This is a genomic window from Myxococcales bacterium, assembly GCA_016699535.1.
Lineage (GTDB): Bacteria > Myxococcota_A > Polyangia > Polyangiales.
On the sequence record CP064980.1, the window covers coordinates 814,984 to 830,208 of the forward strand.

Here is a 15,225-nt window from a genome sequence, read left to right on the forward strand (position 1 = left end):
AGGATCCTTCGTCGGACAACGAGCTTTTGCGATAGTTGCAGGAGAGTCTTGCGAACGAGCTTTGTTTACCGTGTGGCTTTTGCGGTGCAGATTCTTTGAAATGGAATGTACGCTGAGCCTATAAAGGTAGCCATGCCCAGAGCATTAGTAGAGAAGCCCAGTTCCTTTCAAGCCGTGGCCAATCCCCATGCACCATACCGTTATGTGAAGTTTCCAGTTCGCCTTCGATATAAAGGACACACAGCGGCTGGCATATGTAGGCGTTTTACTCCAGAGGCCTGTTTTGTAAGTTTCAAGGAAAGTGAACTTGCTCCCCAGCCGCTGCAAGCCGGCACGCAATGCACGCTTTGGATTGAACCCGCAGAGGAGAGTAGCCCTCGAATAGAACTCCGAGTCGAGCTTCGTTGGGTCTTGCGCAAAAGCAGTTCGGATGCCGCAGCGGAGCTCTTTTTGCAACTGCGGTGTTTGGAGCATGACAGCTTTGGCCTGAAGCAACTCAAGCAGCTGTATGACGACTTTCGCTTTACTATAATGGTAGTGGATGACGATCCAGCTACGCTGCGAGGCTACAAGCGTGTGCTAGGCAATCAATACAATGTCGTGACCTGTACGTCTGGAGAACAGGCATTGCATCAGATGCAACAGACGGAACCTGCCATATTGATTACGGACCAAAGCATGCCGATCATGACCGGCATCGAACTTTTAGATGAGTTTAGGCAGCGTTTTCCTGAAGCACATACGGTTCGCATCGTGCTATCTGCGCAAACGCGTTTTGATGATTTGGCTGATTTCGTCAATCGTTGTCACATTAGCCATTTTCTGCAAAAGCCGTTCAACGTCGAAACCTTAAGACAGATTGTCTCTAAAGGCACTGAGACCTATCTAAAGGCAATGGAGCAGGAGCGCGTCGCTCAAGAGCTCCAAGAATCCAATATTGTTCTCGCTCAAGAAAATAGTTATTTGAGAAACCGCCTTGTTTCAGGTCATACCTTTGACCGGATTATCGGCAAGAGCCGGGCTCTGCAGGCGATGCTTCAGCAACTCGAACAGGTTGTGCATTCCGAAGCCACGGTGCATCTACTGGGCGAAACGGGTACGGGTAAGGAGCTTGTGGCTCAGGCCTTGCATTATGGTGGCCCGCGCACCAATGCTCCTTTCGTGATCCAGAATTGTGCCGGTATCACAGATTCGCTCATGCAAAGCACTTTGTTTGGTTATAAGAAGGGCGCCTTTACTGGTGCAGATCAGGATCGGCCTGGCGTCTTTCAACAATCGCACGGCGGTACGCTTTTTTTAGATGAAGTCGCCGAACTAAGTCCCACAGCGCAAGGCGCGTTGTTGCGGGTCCTTCAAAACGGAGAGGCTGTTCCTGTGGGCAGTGAGCATCCCGTGCAAGTGAATGTTCGAATTATTTCAGCCACCCACAAAGATCTTCGCCACGAAGTAAAAAAGGGTCGTTTCAGGGAAGACTTGTATTTTAGGCTCATGGTGATCGCGCTTCGTTTGCCCAAACTTTCTGAACGACATGGTGATGTTCCTGTTTTGGCGCAACATTTTTTGCAGAAGAGCTGTTTGTTTTATGGAAAACAAATAAAAGGCTTTTCTCCCGAAGTGATGTCTGCGCTTGAACGCTACAGCTGGCCAGGCAATGTGCGTGAGCTAGCCAATGAAGTCGAACGATTGGTGGTGCTGACACCGCATGGGCACGAAATCTCCGTCAACTCACTTTCAGCCCAAATCGTGGGAAACTCTTCCGGTTCGTATTTAGCTATGTCCCCAGTACCGTCTGTTTCATCACCAGGACTCGTTGTTCCTAGCGGCCTTTCTTACGATCAGGCCATGCAGCACTTGTCTCGCAATCTCGTTAAGGGTGCACTTGATTCGTCTGGAGGCACCGTCAAAAAAGCCGCTGAGCTCTTGGATATGGAAAGTTCGCGTTTGGCCAAACTAAGGAAGCGTTTGGGGCTCTAGTTCTCTTATGATTGATCAAATTATCGCCTATGATTAGGGCGGTTTCCCGCACGGCTTCTGGAGCGGCTTGCCTCCTCGAAAAAGCTCCTCAAATACAAATGTATCATCGTCGCTTTTTCTGTGGGATCCTAAGTTAGATCCATATAGTGTTCGAGCAGGAAAAAATTCCTTTTCCCGATGAAAAGAGAGAAAAATTTCCTGATTAAGGAATTTTTTCCTTAGTGCTGTGCTGAGACGAAGACATTAAGTTATTGTTTTTATTTAGCATTCCTTCTTTTTGGCAGCTTGGCACGAGTATTGCTTCTATCGGAGCCTAAGATCTTCTTTTTCCCCGAAGTAACCACTCGTGCTCGATCTAAATACTCTCGTTATCCACCAAAAGACTTTTGAAATTGATGTTGAACGCTCTAGCATTCGCGGAGTCATTTCCGATGACCACGCACACCGGCTAAGTTGGTCCATCGACCTATTCTGTAAGCCGGAGCAGTTTCGGGGTGGACTTTGGGAGCCGCATGCCTATGCTCATAACGTTCCGTTGGCGCTGCCTCGGCAAATCGTTGGTGGCGCAACCCTCCTTTCGCAGGTTGATGATCCCTCTTTGGAAATTGGATTGCATGTCTCGCGTCGGTATCCTTCGGTAAACAATGAACTTATTATTCTTGCTCTAAATGGGGAGTATTTAGAACTCAATTGGGAAGCGACGGTGGACGTCAACTGGGATGAAATCTACAACTCTCGATTGTTGATGGCAGTGCATGCCCGAATTCCATGGGCCGGTATTCAAGTGGTGGTGGACCAAAATGCAGAGGACAAAAAAGCTTTTGCAGAAGGATGGCTTCAAAGGTATCTCGACCTTGATTTGTTCAAAGGGCCAAACATCCTGTCATCGATTACTGGTCAACAGGTCGCACTTTTTAAGCCTCGCGATTTAAAACTTGCTTGTCCTCCAGAGCAGGTGCTTTGTCCGCGAATCCCAGAGTTGTAAAGCCACTCACACTAGGCGGCATTCAACTGATGGTTTTCTAGTTTTGTGCGTAAACGAGAAAAGCTGTCGCTTAGGATCTGGCAGATACGGCTTTCGCTTACTCCAAGCATTTTGCCAATTTCAGCCTGCGTGCAACCGTCTTGATAGTAGAGTTTAAGAACGGTTTGCGAACGTTTTGATAGTTTTTCCGCAGCTTGAGCCACTTGATCCATAAGCTCGTCAGTGCTGACCTTGGTGTGGGGATCGTCCAGACCGCTATCAAGTTGGTCGGGATCCTTGCCTCCAGACCACATAAAGCGACGTGTTTGAGAAAATTGCTGGAGCATGGCGTAATAACTATCAATATCAACACCAAGTTCATTTGCGATCTCCGCTTCGTTCGCTGTCCGGCCAAGCTGGTTTTCTAGCTGCTGAATCGTTTTTGAGAAATCACTACAGCGCTTTCGTCCGTATCGAGTCATGCAGTCGAATTTTCTAAGCTCGTCTTGAATCGCTCCCCGAATGCGAATGGTGGCATAATCTTCGAAACGCCCTAGTGCTGGATCATGGCTATCAATGGCCTTGAGTAGCCCTTCTACGCCAGCGCTCGTAAGGTCGTCGGACTCAATACCGGCTGGCAAGCGCCTTTGAAAACTGCGGCAAAGGCGTTTGACGATCACCATGCCGGCGGCGATAAGCTCTTCTCTGGCGTGACCAGAGTCAGCGCTACATGAGAGGTGGTTTTGAATCGAATTGTGAAAAGTTGATACCTGCATATTTCAATACAGACGCAAGTATCGTGCCAGGCTGAATTAGCCAGGTATTACGGGATTTTTGGACAAATCAGACGTCAAAAATGTCAAGGTTTTGCCGCTTTAGGCTCTCCTTCGCCATATTTTTAACAGTCAGTTATCTTCCGGTGCTCAACACTATAGAACGGCCAAAAGAAAAAAGTCTTAATAATTTTAATTCGATTTCTTTATCAATTACTTGATTTTTTTTCAGTCGCCGCAATTTGCTTCGCTTCTTTTTTTGCGAGTTTGGCTTTGAGTATAGCCACAAGTGTCGTGCGATTGACATGAAGCAACTCGGCAGCGCGAGTTTTATTTCCACCTGTGCGACTCAGTGCTTGATCAATAAAGGTATCTTCAATTTGAGCTAGTACTTCGCAAAGGTCAATTCCTTCTACGGGAAGAATGTGATTTTCATCTTTTAGCAGTCCGGGTTGCTGAGTGATTCCAAGCAAACGTTCTGGTATGTCATCTGTGCTGAGTTGCCCTTTGGATCGCATGACCACCATGCGTTCAATTGTATTTTCAAGCTCTCGAACGTTGCCCGGCCATGCATAGCTTTGCAGGATCGCAAGAGCTTCGTCTGTTATTCCGGAAACATTGCGATTACGTTGGGTGTTTGATTTGTTGATAAAATGAGCGACCAGTTCGGGAATGTCCGCTTTGCGTTTACGTAGAGGGGGAAGGTCGATGGGAATAACGTTTAGGCGATAAAGTAAATCTTCTCGAAACAAACCGCGTTTTACCATGTCCTCTAAGTTTCGATTCGTAGCGGAGATGACGCGAACATCGACGTGATGGCTTTTGGTCTCTCCTACGGGAGTAATTCGCTGTCTTGCAGAACACGCAATAGTTTTGATTGCAATAGGATGGGGAGCTCGGCTATTTCATCGAGAAACAAGGTACCTGTGTCCGCGGCGGTAAAGCGGCCTGCTCGCGCATATAGCGCTCCCGTAAATGCTCCTCGCGCGTGACCAAAAAGCTCACTTTCAAGAAGTGCTTCTGGAATAGCCGCGCAATTGAGCGTTATAAAAGGCTTGTCTCGTCGAGCGCTTGCATCACGCAGCGCCCTAGCGATGAGCTCTTTGCCTGTCCCGCTCTCGCCCGTGATGAGCACGGAACAATCGGTGTCGGCAACGTGCTCCAAAATATCAAAGGTCTTTAGGAGGCTTGGATCGTTTCCAATAAACTGGTGCGCGTACTTTTTTTCCAGTTTCCCGATGTGTTGCCCCTCGTATCTGATGTAAGCGCCTTGGGATAGCTGGGTTTGACTTCCGCATTCGAGTGCGCGTTTGAAGAGCGCCAAATTGCTGTCACCAAATCATTTAGTTCGAAGGGCTTGATCAAAAAATCAATGGCGCCACGGCGCATAGCCATTAGGATTTCCTCGGTCGAGTTATGTCCTGTAATTACAACGACTGACGCATCAGGCTGATGTGTGCGTAAAGTATCCATGACATCAAACCCTGTGCCGTCGGCCAGGCCAATGTCGGTAATAACGAGATCCAATTTCTGCGCCTGGTTTTTTATGGTTTCGTTTGCAGCATCCAGACTATGAGCCTGCACAACATCTGCTTGCATTGTGTTAACCAAAAACCGGCGAATGGAGTTGTTTAGGCTTATGTCATCTTCAACGACGAGTAATTGCATCTTAAATCAGCCAGTAATTGAACATTGAACAACTCGCAATTGCGTATTCATCATACTTTTGCTTTTTGCTGTCCGTTTAGTTTCACTTTTAGAATTCGTTTTCAATAAAGGTGAACTGATAAAAGTGCGGAGCTAAGGAATTTGTGTAGCTATGTTGCCAACTTAAGTGGTCTGTCGTCAAGGTGAAAGTTGTCGTGCAGCGAAGCGCACAAAGCAATTTCCCTAAACAGTGTGTAGGGAGCACGCTGTTTTTGTTAAGGGGAGAGAAGCTAGCGCTTGGCTTTGGGGTGGCATGAATTTGTCGCCTTTAGCGATGGTGAAAAAAAATAAAAAATAAATCGGGTTCCCCTAAAGTTCTGCTTCGAGTAGTCGTTTATAAGTTGTGAGACCCGATAGATTATCGTTTTTTCGTTTTTCGGTTTTTAGCCCATACCCAAAACAGGCTGATTGTCCGTGTCCGAAAAAAACCCATATCCAAACCCACGGTAATCTATCGGGTTTACAACTATAACGAAGGTATTCTAGGATATCTTTGTTGTTTTATGTTAATTTGCATTGGCACGAGCCGGTGATTCCAAGTCACGTAAGATGTGCGTGCCGTGGTGCTCAGAAACCCATCACCAAGCTGCCCACGGCACCGTATTTGTGAGAAACACCCTTTTATCCAAACCCTAGACGGTTTCACTCTTACAATACAATTACAGCATATGGTAATTTATCGCAGTGTCAAGAGAATTTTACTGTGTGAATATATTTTTATCGTCTCTGTTTTCTCTAAGATTTCCAGCTCTCGTCCGCAAAATACCACTTTTGATAATTTCATTGTCCAAGGAGGTTGTTAGGCAAACGCCCAAGGTGGGTACTCCGTGATCGGTTTGTGTATGGCCTCCGACATCACTGCGTGCAAGCATCGTGTTTGTCTACCCCAACACCGGGGCTCATCGATAAGAATGTTGTTGCGTCTTGTTTGTGAGAAATCCCAATACGAATTTCTTAACGCATAACAGCCACGTGATTGTTAAATATAGGACTGTAACCGTCTTGTATGCTGTGCTTCGTCACTTGTAATTTCGTGGACAAAGATGTTTCGCGGATTTAGATTCCTTTCGCATCGACCAGCAGAGCTTTTATGTGTTTGTTGCATGCATGGTCTAATCGAAGCGTTGCGTCCGGCGGCTTTTTCGAAAAGATAAGCAGACGCAAGGCGCTATCATTGAAGGTCCGATGAAATTATTTGTTCAGATATGGGTCTTTTTCGTGGGTCTTATTGTTCTAGGGCTCATCGTTACTGTTGCATGGAAAAAGCATGCGACAGAAGATAGTTTCAACGCCTCATTCAAACGTAAAGACCGGGTTCATCTCGATCATAGTGCGTTCTTTGATAAGCCGTTTAAGTCGGGACATGATGTGACGCGTGCCTGTTTGAACTGCCACAATAAAGCAGCCAAAGAAGTCATGGCAACTGCACACTTTCGCTGGTTGAGTGATAAAGCTCAAAACAAACGCACTGGCAAATTCGAAGAGATTGGCAAGCGAAACCTTCTCAACAATTTTTGTATAGGCATTCGAGGAAACGAAGCAGGTTGCACAAAATGCCATGCAGGTTATGGATGGAAGGATGCCAGCTTTGATTTCTCGAAAGAGGAAAATGTCGATTGTTTGGTCTGCCACGATCGAAGCGGCGGGTATGTAAAAGGCATCGCTGGTTTGCCTGAAAAAGATGTCGATTTACTTGTCTCTGCGCAAAGCGTGGGATTTCCACTACGAGAAAATTGTGGAAGCTGTCATTCCTATGGTGGTGGAGGAAAAGGTGTCAAGCATGGTGACCTTGATCCTAGTCTTGATTATCCGGATCCGGCAGACGATGTGCACATGGGTCGCGCCGGCATGATTTGCATCGATTGTCACGGTGGGCATGGGCATCTCATTCGAGGCAAGGCTTTCTCGGTTAGCGTGGACCATGACAATGGAATTGGTTGTGTGGATTGCCATCAAGCGAAGCCACATCACGACAAGCGCTTGGATGAACACACCGATCGGGTTTCTTGCCAGGCTTGTCATATTCCAACCTATGCTAACAAATTACCTACGAAGACCTATTGGGATTGGTCAAAAGCTGGTGATGATAGTCGCGAAGAAGACGTGCATCATTATCTGAAGATTAAAGGAGAGTTTGAATACGGTGAAAGCCTTGTTCCAGAGTACTATTGGTTCGATCTAAGTGTCGATCGTTATCTCTTAGGTGATCCAATTGCAGAACATGGTCCAACCAACATTAACACGCCTAGAGGCACGCGAAAGCAACATGATGCTAAACTCTGGCCTTTCAGGGTGCACCGCGGCAAACAACCATACGATGCGAAATACAAATACATCATACCGCCGGTAACTTCTGGTGACGGGGGTTATTGGCATGAGTTTGATTGGGACAAAGCGCTTGCTCTCGGTGCCGATCGAGTCGGCCTAGAATACAGCGGGCAGTATGCTTTTGTAGACACGCAAATGTTTTGGCCATTGTCGCATTTGGTGGTTGGTGCGGACCGTGCACTTCAATGCAACGATTGCCATGGTGAGCGCGGGCGCTTGGACTGGCGGGCGCTCGGTTATGGTAACGATCCAATGCAGAGCGGGGCTCAGTAATGATCAAAACTTCCTTTTACATAGTTGTTCTTTTGGTTTTGTCTATTTCAGGCCGAACCTTGGCAAACCCGGAGTCTTCGATCGCCACGCCTAAAGGATTATTGCCGCCCGTGGAATCGGTTAAGAATGAAATGCATCCGCCTTTCATCTTGCGAGACACCGAAGGCAAAGCGATCCAAGCCCATCAAAAAGAAATCTCAGCAAATAAAAGTTGTGGAAACTGTCATGATGCGGATTTCATCAATGCAACAAGTACGCATGCCCCAGATAAAGTCGCTGTAGATTGCATCGGCTGTCATGTTGAAGGTGGTATGAGTGCGCTTCAGACTGCTCAGGTGGACAAGGAGGGCAAAGTTTCGGTTCTTGTTCGCTCTCCATCAAGTCAGACCTGTGGCAACTGTCATGGTGTAGCCAATACTGAAAAACAGACACTTGAGCTCGGAAATGGCTTGTTAGAAGCGCAGTGGCCAGGGCCTTACATTGCTTCACTTTTGCGTGGCGAGATTTTTTCTCCTCAACATATCTCGGATTCGTTTCTGAACTTGAAAGATAAGGAAAAACAGGATCGCCCGTGGGATGTGCATGCCGCGCGTTTGCTGCGTTGCACTTCGTGTCACTTCACTTCCAACAACCCACGCAAGATTGGCGTTTTAAAAAAGCATGAAAAAGCCTATCTTAGCAGCGATCCACGTGTGTTGGATACAGGCTAAGGAGCGCCATCTCAAGAGTCTTGCATGTCAAAGTTGCCACGTGCCCTTACTGAGTAGTCCGACTTTACAAGCAGTAGACTACTCGGTACTGACGCCGCAAGGTGGGCCCCGTATGCAATTTCGTCGGGTGCAGAGACTGAACCCATCTGCGCCAAGCAGTTGGTTTGTCGAAGGTTATCGACCTTTTCTTTTATGGGAAACGCGTCATGGTCAGAGTCGCTTCGCGCCGTATAATTTAGTTGCAGCTTGGAAGTGGGTCGATGGCAAAAGTGGTAAAGAAATTGCTCGCGATATTCTGGAGCGCGTTTGGCTTACGGCGCAAGGGAATTATCAACCCAGTTTAGTTGCGGTGTTCGACGCTAATCATGACGGGGCTTTGCAAGATCGAGAGCTTGTTGTTGACACGAAGCTAAAAGAGCAGTCGTTGCTTCGTCGGTTTGAAAGTCTAGGTATTGCACAAGCAAAAATAAAAGCAGATGTCGAGGCATACGCCGTAAGGCATGGTGTTACCACGGGGAAATGGGCCACGGCGTCTTGTGATAGTTGCCACGGCAAAAAATCTCGCTTTGCAGAAAGTATTGCGTTGGCAACCGGCCCCTTTTCTGGGGGCGTGATTCCAAAACCGAGCAAAGATGTGAATGCTCTTCTTGACGGCCGTCAGTTGGTTATGAACGGTATTGGTTTAGAAGTTGTTGGTGTCGGACATCATGCACAAGCCTACGTTCCGGGGCACGATACAAAAGATTGGAGCGAAAAGTATGGCTTCTTGCTTTTTGTGCTCGTAATGTTTGGGGTGATGGTGCATGCCGCCGCACGCGCGTGGATTTCGCACAAACGAAAGAAAGTGTTTCATGCGGTGTTGAGCACAAAACGTGTTTATATGTACGGTGCCTATGAACGGGTCTGGCACTGGACGATGGTGGTGAGTGTATTGTTTTTGCTGGTGACGGGCTTTCAGATTCACTATCCGCATAGCTTTAGAGTGTTTCGGTTTTCGACGGCGGTGTTTGTTCATAACTTCATGGCTGTTGTCATGATATTGAATGCCTTTTTGTCATTGTTCTTTCATTTAGCAAGCGGTGAGATCAAGCAATTCATACCTGAGCGATCCGGATTTATCCGTGGTATTGTGGCGCAACTAAGTTACTACGGAAAAGGCATGTTTATGGGAGCCAACCATCCGGTGACCAAAACACGCGAAAAGAAACTCAACCCATTACAGCGTGTTGCTTATGTTGGACTTCTCAATGTCTTGTTCCCTATACAGATTTTGTCCGGGGTTTGGCTATGGTTGGGAGGAGTCTACCCCGATCTGTTGTTGCGTGTTGGTGGCGTGCCCATGGTTGCGCCCCTTCACATTTTCAGCTTGGGCATTTGCAGCTTTCTTGGTGATGCATGTGTATCTAACAACTACCGGTCATACTCTGATGTCGAACCAGCGCGCGATGGTAAGTGGTTGGGAAGATGTGCCAGTCTCGGACGGCAAGGCGAGTTAGAACGAAGGAACAATAGCTATGAAGAGTGAAGCAAAACCGTATATCAATCCCTATGTGGGTGGAACGCTGCTTGGTGTGGTTCTGTTCTTAGCCTTCTTGTTGACGGGCAATGGCCTTGGCGCCTCGGGTGCGATCAACCGCGTGCAGCTTGCGGTTGTCGATGCAATAGCGCCTCATCATGTGGATAAGGTAGCTTATTTTGCTGAGACTGCAGGTGGCCATCGCAATCCTCTCTCGAACCCTTCTGTTCTGATGTTATTGGGAACGTTGTTGGGAGGTATGCTGTCGGGTTTTATCTTTAAGCGGTTTAAAGTTGAGTTGCGCAAGGGGCCTCATATTTCAAACGCTTTGCGTCTTGCTATGGCACTTAGTGGTGGAGTGATTATGGGCTATGGGGCGCGCCTCGCTCGAGGATGCACTTCCGGACAAGCGCTTAGCGGCGGAGCCGTTTTGTCGGTGGGCAGTTGGGCTTTCATGCTTGCGGTTTTTGCTGGTGGATATTTGTTAGCATATTTTGTGCGACGTCTATGGACCTGAATCTGAAAGAAGTGATGAGGAAATCCTATGGGACCCTATAATCTAACAGCCGATTGGGGCAGTTTGGTATCGATTTTGGTGCCGCTTTTGTTAGGCATTGGTTTCGGTGCGGCTTTGGAGATGTCCGGTTTCGGTGATTCTCGGAAACTTGCGGGGCAATTTTATTTGCGTGACATGACCGTTTTGAAAGTTATGTTTACAGCTATTATTGTAGCCGGAGTACTACTCGGCATTAGCTCCGCTGTTGGTCTGATCGATTTTTCACTAATCTTTGTTAACCCTACCTATCTGCTTCCCGGTGTGGTCGGTGGTCTGATAATGGGCGTGGGCTTTATTATCGGTGGCTTTTGTCCGGGTACTTCTCTTGTGGCTGCATCGACGCTCAAACTTGATGGTGTTGTCTTTGCTTTAGGTGTTGCCTTAGGGATCTTTGCCTTTGGAGAGACGGTTGGTCTTTTCAGTAATTTTTGGCATTCGAGCATGATGGGTCGCTTTACCTTACCAGAGCTTTTTAATGTCGACATGGGAGTGATGCTGGTGATCGTCGTTGCAGTTGCTCTGCTTGCCTTTATGGCTGCTGAAGTATCCGAGGCCTATTTTGGTCGTTGTGAGCCTTCAAATGAGCTTCGTTTTTTCCCACGTAGAAAGTTAGCCTACATCTTCGGTGGTAGTTTGCTTTTGATTGCACTGACGAGCGCCTATATCGGTGAGCCTGATGCGATCGAGCGCTGGGAGCGCGTGGCTGCGGTGCAAGGCAAGCGTTTGGAAAAACGCGAAGTGTACGTTCATCCGAAAGAAGTTGCCGAGCTTATGAACAACAATGCGGTGTATACGCGTGTGATTGATGTACGTGATGAAGCCGACTTTAATCTGTTCCATTTAAAGAATTCGAAGCGTTTGGATCTCTCACAACTTGAAGAAAAGCAAGTCGTCAAATCCGTTCAGAATAAAGCGGACAATACCGTCTATTTTGTTCTCTCCAACGGGGAGAAACTCGCCACAGAGGCCTGGAAGATTTTGATTGGACAGGGCATGCAAAATATCTACATTGTTGAGGGTGGTATGAATCGATGGCTTTCTATTTTTCCTTTACCGTCCTGCATTGCAGTCCCTGAAAAGCATAACGCATCGAGCGAGTCCTTAGCTTATCGTTTCTATCGTGCAGTGGGTGATAGTTTTACTACTGCGTATGTAGCGCCAAAAGGGAAAACCTTGCCCCAGGACTGCAAAATGCACGAATATGCGGCCATCTTAGCTGATGAGAAAAATACGAAGAGCGAAACCGAATTTGAGCACAAAGTAAAACTCCAAACAAAGAAATCTGCACCCAAGGGGTCTTGCGGATAGTAGTCTTAGTTAAAGCTGTGTGTTAGCTGTGTTGGCGTGTTGGATCGAGTCGATCTCGGAGCCAGTCGCCGAAGAGGTTGAAGCCTAGAACAGTAATGGCGATGGTGCTACCAGCATAAAGGGCGACGTGCGGAAAACGCAACAACACTGCACTGCCTTGGTCCAATAACGTTCCCCATGAACTTGTCGTGCCTGGTCCAAGGCCAAGAAAAGACAGTGTCGATTCAGCAACAATTGCGCTACCCATGCCTGTGGACGCTTGAATCAACATGGGAGCGGCGATGTTGGGCAGGATATGGCGAAGCAGGGTTCGTGGCGTGTTGTAGCCGAGAGCCTTGGCTGAACTTATGTAGTCTCGTTCTTTGATAGAGAGTGTTTCAGCTCGTGCGATGCGTGCATAAAGCACCCATCCTGTGGCAACCAATGCAAAGATCAGATGACTGAGTCCGGCATGCGCTACCAGGGCGACAATACCAATGTTCAACAAGATTGACGGGAAAGCTTGGACCATGTCAGCAAAGCCAGACACTATTTGATCGACGGTTTTTCCAAAGTACGCCGCTACCATGCCTAGTATTCCACCAATGAATGTACTTAGAAAAACGACGCAAAGAGATACGACGGCTGCAAGTCTTGCCCCATGAAGCAGTACGCTCAGGATATCAACTCCATTATCGGTCGTGCCCAAGAGGTGATTGGCGTTTGCTAAGATGTACTCATGATTAAGATTGATCGTATCGGGTGAGTAGGGCGCTATAGAGGGTCCTATCAACGCTAAGAAAAAGAACAACGAGACTATCACGAGTCCTATCATGTGAGCCTTACCCGCGGGTCTAAGCCCATGTAAAGCAAATCGATTGCAAGATTTACAAGGACGTAAAAAATCGCGACGATGAGAACGCAGCCTTGAATAACGGGAATATCGCGTGCAAAAAAAGCTTCGATGAAGAGCGAACCCAAACCGGGTCGCTCAAATATTTTCTCGGTAACCACTGTTCCAGAGAGTAGCGCGCCAAGTTGCGCAGCGCCGACCGTGGAGACGGGAAGCAAAGAATTGCGAAGGCAGTGTTTAAACAGAACCGTTGACGGCTTTAGTCCACGGGCTCGCGCTGCAAGGGTGTATTGTTGCGATAGACTTTCGAGCATGGCTGCGCGTGTTTGCCTGGTTAGAATCGCAGCAAGCGCGCTGCCAATTGTTATGGTTGGCAGAACAATGGCAGCCAAGGTGTTGGGGTCGTCCCCTGGCAAGGGAAGCCAGCGCAAATGCATGCCAAACAAAAGAATTAATAAGGGTCCAAGCCAGATGTTTGGGATAGCAAGGCCAGCAATTGCAAAGCCTGAAGCAATACTGTCCCAAAGCTTTCCGTGCTTGGCTGCGGCTAAGACGCCAAGCGGGATCGACAAAAGCCAGGCAAAGAGGAATGCGGCAAATGCTAAATATAAAGTTGATGGTAGTACCTCAAGAATTAGTTGACTGACGCTTGAGCTGCGTTTTCGAAATGAAAAGCCGAGGCTGCCGTTAGCGACGTCTTTTGTAAAACTCAGATATTGCTCGGCGACGGGCCTGTCGAGTTTGAGCGCCTCTCGCATGGCCTGTCTATCTTCTGGGGAAGCTTCGTCACCTAGAATGGCCTCGACTGGATCGCCCGGAATGAGGCGCACAAGCAAAAACACTAAAGTGACGACGCCGGCGACTGTCACAAGAGCTCGCAAGAAACGATGTATTAAATAGCTTGGCAATTTACTCAGCGGGAAGGTAGGCGCAAAAGCGACGATCGCTGCCTTCAAGCACAGTGGCGAAATTTTCTTCGCCAAGCTCCGAGTCTAGAACGCAACGAAAACCATCGTCTGTACGGCAGTCTCCGTTACTCCCACACGATGCCATACACCATGTGGTAGACAGGCGAGAGGGTTCGCTGCGAAATTTCACGCAAACGGCGCTGTCAGGACAGGTTTGTTCATCACATCCTGCGACTGTGCAATAGCCGCCGCTGCCTTGCACGCTACGGTCACACAAACGATCTCCGCTCACGGAGCAGTCGACTGATGAGCTGCAATTGTCACCGATTTCCGGGGTACAAGCGATGCACCCAAGCAAAAACAGGGCTACCATCCAGAGCTTAGCAAAAGGCATGCCGGGAGCATATGCCAAAGACCCATATCTTCAAGACCTCTTGCAGACAATCATCTGGCTGCCAGATTACTAATTTGATCGGACGATCATGCGCAATAGTGTTGACACCCATAGGCTAACGATGGGAAGCTTAATACTGGTTTTGCTTACGGTTTTTTCGCTCGCGCAAGGTGTTCCGGAGAGTCGATAGACATCGATGCAGGTTATAGCAGCAGGGCTGACTGACACCGGTCGTCAGCGAGAATACAACGAAGATAGTCTACTCCTGGTAGATGAACAGGGCTTGTATATCGTGGCTGACGGTATGGGAGGCCATCGCGCGGGCAATGTTGCCAGCAAAATGGCCACTGAAGCGGTCAAAACCTTTTTTGAAGAAATGAGTGCTGAGGAGTCTACGTGGCCCTTCAACTACGAGACACATCTTTCGGCTGAGGAGAACCGTCTCCTTACTAGTATTAAGCTTGCCAACAAACGCATTTTTGACACTTCGTGTTCCGATCGTGATCTTTACGGTATGGGAACCACAATCGTTGGTGCGCTTTTTTCGAAAAACCGCAGCAGGCTCTACGTTGCCCATGTTGGTGATAGCCGAGCTTATCGCATACGCAACAACGAAATTTTATTGATGACGCGAGATCATTCTCTGGTGAACGATTATCTGACCATCATGCCGCACTTAACCAAGGAGCAACAAGATGAGCTACCTAGGAACGTGATCACGCGTGCCTTAGGCATGCAAGAGAGCGTTTTGGTTGATATGCAGAGTGATACTCCGCAAGAAGGTGACTATTTTCTGCTGTGCACCGATGGCTTGAGCGGTATGTTAAGTGACGAGCAGATTTGCGACATTGTGCTCGCTGCGAAAGATCCAGAGGCTGCTGCCAAAGATCTGATTGATGGGGCCAACGATCGCGGAGGAGAAGACAACGTCACCGCTCTGGTTTTCGCTATCGAGCCGGACAAAAAATAGCAGAGTTTATCT

General features: G+C 48.0%; 15 protein-coding genes. 8 read left to right on the top strand and 7 right to left on the bottom strand.

Annotation, left to right across the window (positions count from 1 at the left end):
* Positions 1-132 precede the first annotated feature (132 nt).
* Together IPJ88_03890 and IPJ88_03895 are read left to right on the top strand one after the other, a co-directional pair.
* Positions 133-1,974: a sigma-54-dependent Fis family transcriptional regulator gene (locus IPJ88_03890; GenBank protein ID QQR90884.1), complete on the top strand. Its 1,842-nt coding sequence runs from the start codon at positions 133-135 to the stop codon at positions 1,972-1,974.
* 346 nt (positions 1,975-2,320) lie between these two features.
* Positions 2,321-2,959 carry a hypothetical protein gene (locus tag IPJ88_03895; GenBank protein ID QQR90885.1) on the top strand — a complete coding sequence of 213 codons (639 nt, stop codon included), beginning with the start codon at positions 2,321-2,323 and terminating at the stop codon, positions 2,957-2,959.
* Positions 2,960-2,970: 11 nt separating this feature from the next.
* Here IPJ88_03895 and IPJ88_03900 read toward each other — a convergent pair whose 3' ends face one another.
* The 4 genes from IPJ88_03900 to IPJ88_03915 form a co-directional block, all read right to left on the bottom strand.
* Positions 2,971-3,714: a sigma-70 family RNA polymerase sigma factor gene (locus tag IPJ88_03900; protein QQR90886.1), complete on the bottom strand. Its 744-nt coding sequence runs from the start codon at positions 3,712-3,714 to the stop codon at positions 2,971-2,973.
* Positions 3,715-3,920: 206 nt separating this feature from the next.
* Entirely contained in the window at positions 3,921-4,478 is a 558-nt protein-coding gene (locus IPJ88_03905; GenBank protein ID QQR90887.1) for a sigma-54-dependent Fis family transcriptional regulator, read from the bottom strand.
* A 65-nt stretch (positions 4,479-4,543) separates the two neighbouring features.
* On the bottom strand, positions 4,544-4,876 hold the full coding sequence (locus IPJ88_03910) for a sigma-54 factor interaction domain-containing protein (GenBank protein ID QQR90888.1): 333 nt from the start codon (positions 4,874-4,876) through the stop codon (positions 4,544-4,546).
* 14 nt (positions 4,877-4,890) lie between these two features.
* Positions 4,891-5,379 (bottom strand): response regulator, encoded by a 489-nt coding sequence (locus IPJ88_03915; GenBank protein QQR90889.1) that lies wholly within the window; start codon positions 5,377-5,379, stop codon positions 4,891-4,893.
* Between the two features lie 1,224 nt (positions 5,380-6,603).
* Between IPJ88_03915 and IPJ88_03920 the strand changes: the two genes are divergently transcribed.
* Genes IPJ88_03920 through IPJ88_03940 form a run of 5 tightly spaced genes read left to right on the top strand, consistent with a single transcriptional unit; the run spans position 6,604 to position 12,109 of the window.
* Positions 6,604-8,019, top strand: a complete 1,416-nt coding sequence (locus tag IPJ88_03920) for a tetrathionate reductase family octaheme c-type cytochrome (GenBank protein ID QQR90890.1) — start codon at positions 6,604-6,606, stop codon at positions 8,017-8,019.
* Positions 8,019-8,729, top strand: coding sequence for a cytochrome c3 family protein (locus IPJ88_03925; GenBank protein ID QQR90891.1), 711 nt, complete (start codon positions 8,019-8,021; stop codon positions 8,727-8,729). Before IPJ88_03920 ends, IPJ88_03925 begins: the two co-directional genes overlap by 1 nt.
* Entirely contained in the window at positions 8,680-10,254 is a 1,575-nt protein-coding gene (locus tag IPJ88_03930) for a cytochrome b/b6 domain-containing protein (protein ID QQR90892.1), read from the top strand. The genes IPJ88_03925 and IPJ88_03930 overlap by 50 nt, the downstream gene beginning before the upstream one ends.
* Positions 10,244-10,762, top strand: a complete 519-nt coding sequence (locus tag IPJ88_03935) for a YeeE/YedE family protein (GenBank protein ID QQR90893.1) — start codon at positions 10,244-10,246, stop codon at positions 10,760-10,762. Before IPJ88_03930 ends, IPJ88_03935 begins: the two co-directional genes overlap by 11 nt.
* A gap of 27 nt (positions 10,763-10,789) precedes the next feature.
* Complete coding sequence (locus IPJ88_03940) at positions 10,790-12,109, top strand: YeeE/YedE family protein (protein QQR90894.1); 1,320 nt, start codon at positions 10,790-10,792, stop codon at positions 12,107-12,109.
* A gap of 22 nt (positions 12,110-12,131) precedes the next feature.
* Here IPJ88_03940 and IPJ88_03945 read toward each other — a convergent pair whose 3' ends face one another.
* The 3 genes from IPJ88_03945 to IPJ88_03955 are packed head-to-tail and all read right to left on the bottom strand — an operon-like array spanning position 12,132 to position 14,243.
* The gene (locus IPJ88_03945) at positions 12,132-12,923 is read right to left on the bottom strand and encodes an ABC transporter permease (protein QQR91958.1); all 792 of its coding nucleotides are present in this window, start codon (positions 12,921-12,923) and stop codon (positions 12,132-12,134) included.
* A complete protein-coding gene (locus tag IPJ88_03950) occupies positions 12,920-13,849 on the bottom strand; it encodes an ABC transporter permease (GenBank protein QQR91959.1) in 930 nt (309 codons plus the stop codon). Before IPJ88_03950 ends, IPJ88_03945 begins: the two co-directional genes overlap by 4 nt.
* A gap of 1 nt (position 13,850) precedes the next feature.
* The gene (locus IPJ88_03955; GenBank protein QQR90895.1) at positions 13,851-14,243 is read right to left on the bottom strand and encodes a hypothetical protein; all 393 of its coding nucleotides are present in this window, start codon (positions 14,241-14,243) and stop codon (positions 13,851-13,853) included.
* A 196-nt stretch (positions 14,244-14,439) separates the two neighbouring features.
* Between IPJ88_03955 and IPJ88_03960 the strand changes: the two genes are divergently transcribed.
* Positions 14,440-15,213 carry a Stp1/IreP family PP2C-type Ser/Thr phosphatase gene (locus IPJ88_03960; GenBank protein QQR90896.1) on the top strand — a complete coding sequence of 258 codons (774 nt, stop codon included), beginning with the start codon at positions 14,440-14,442 and terminating at the stop codon, positions 15,211-15,213.
* Positions 15,214-15,225: the final 12 nt, after the last annotated feature.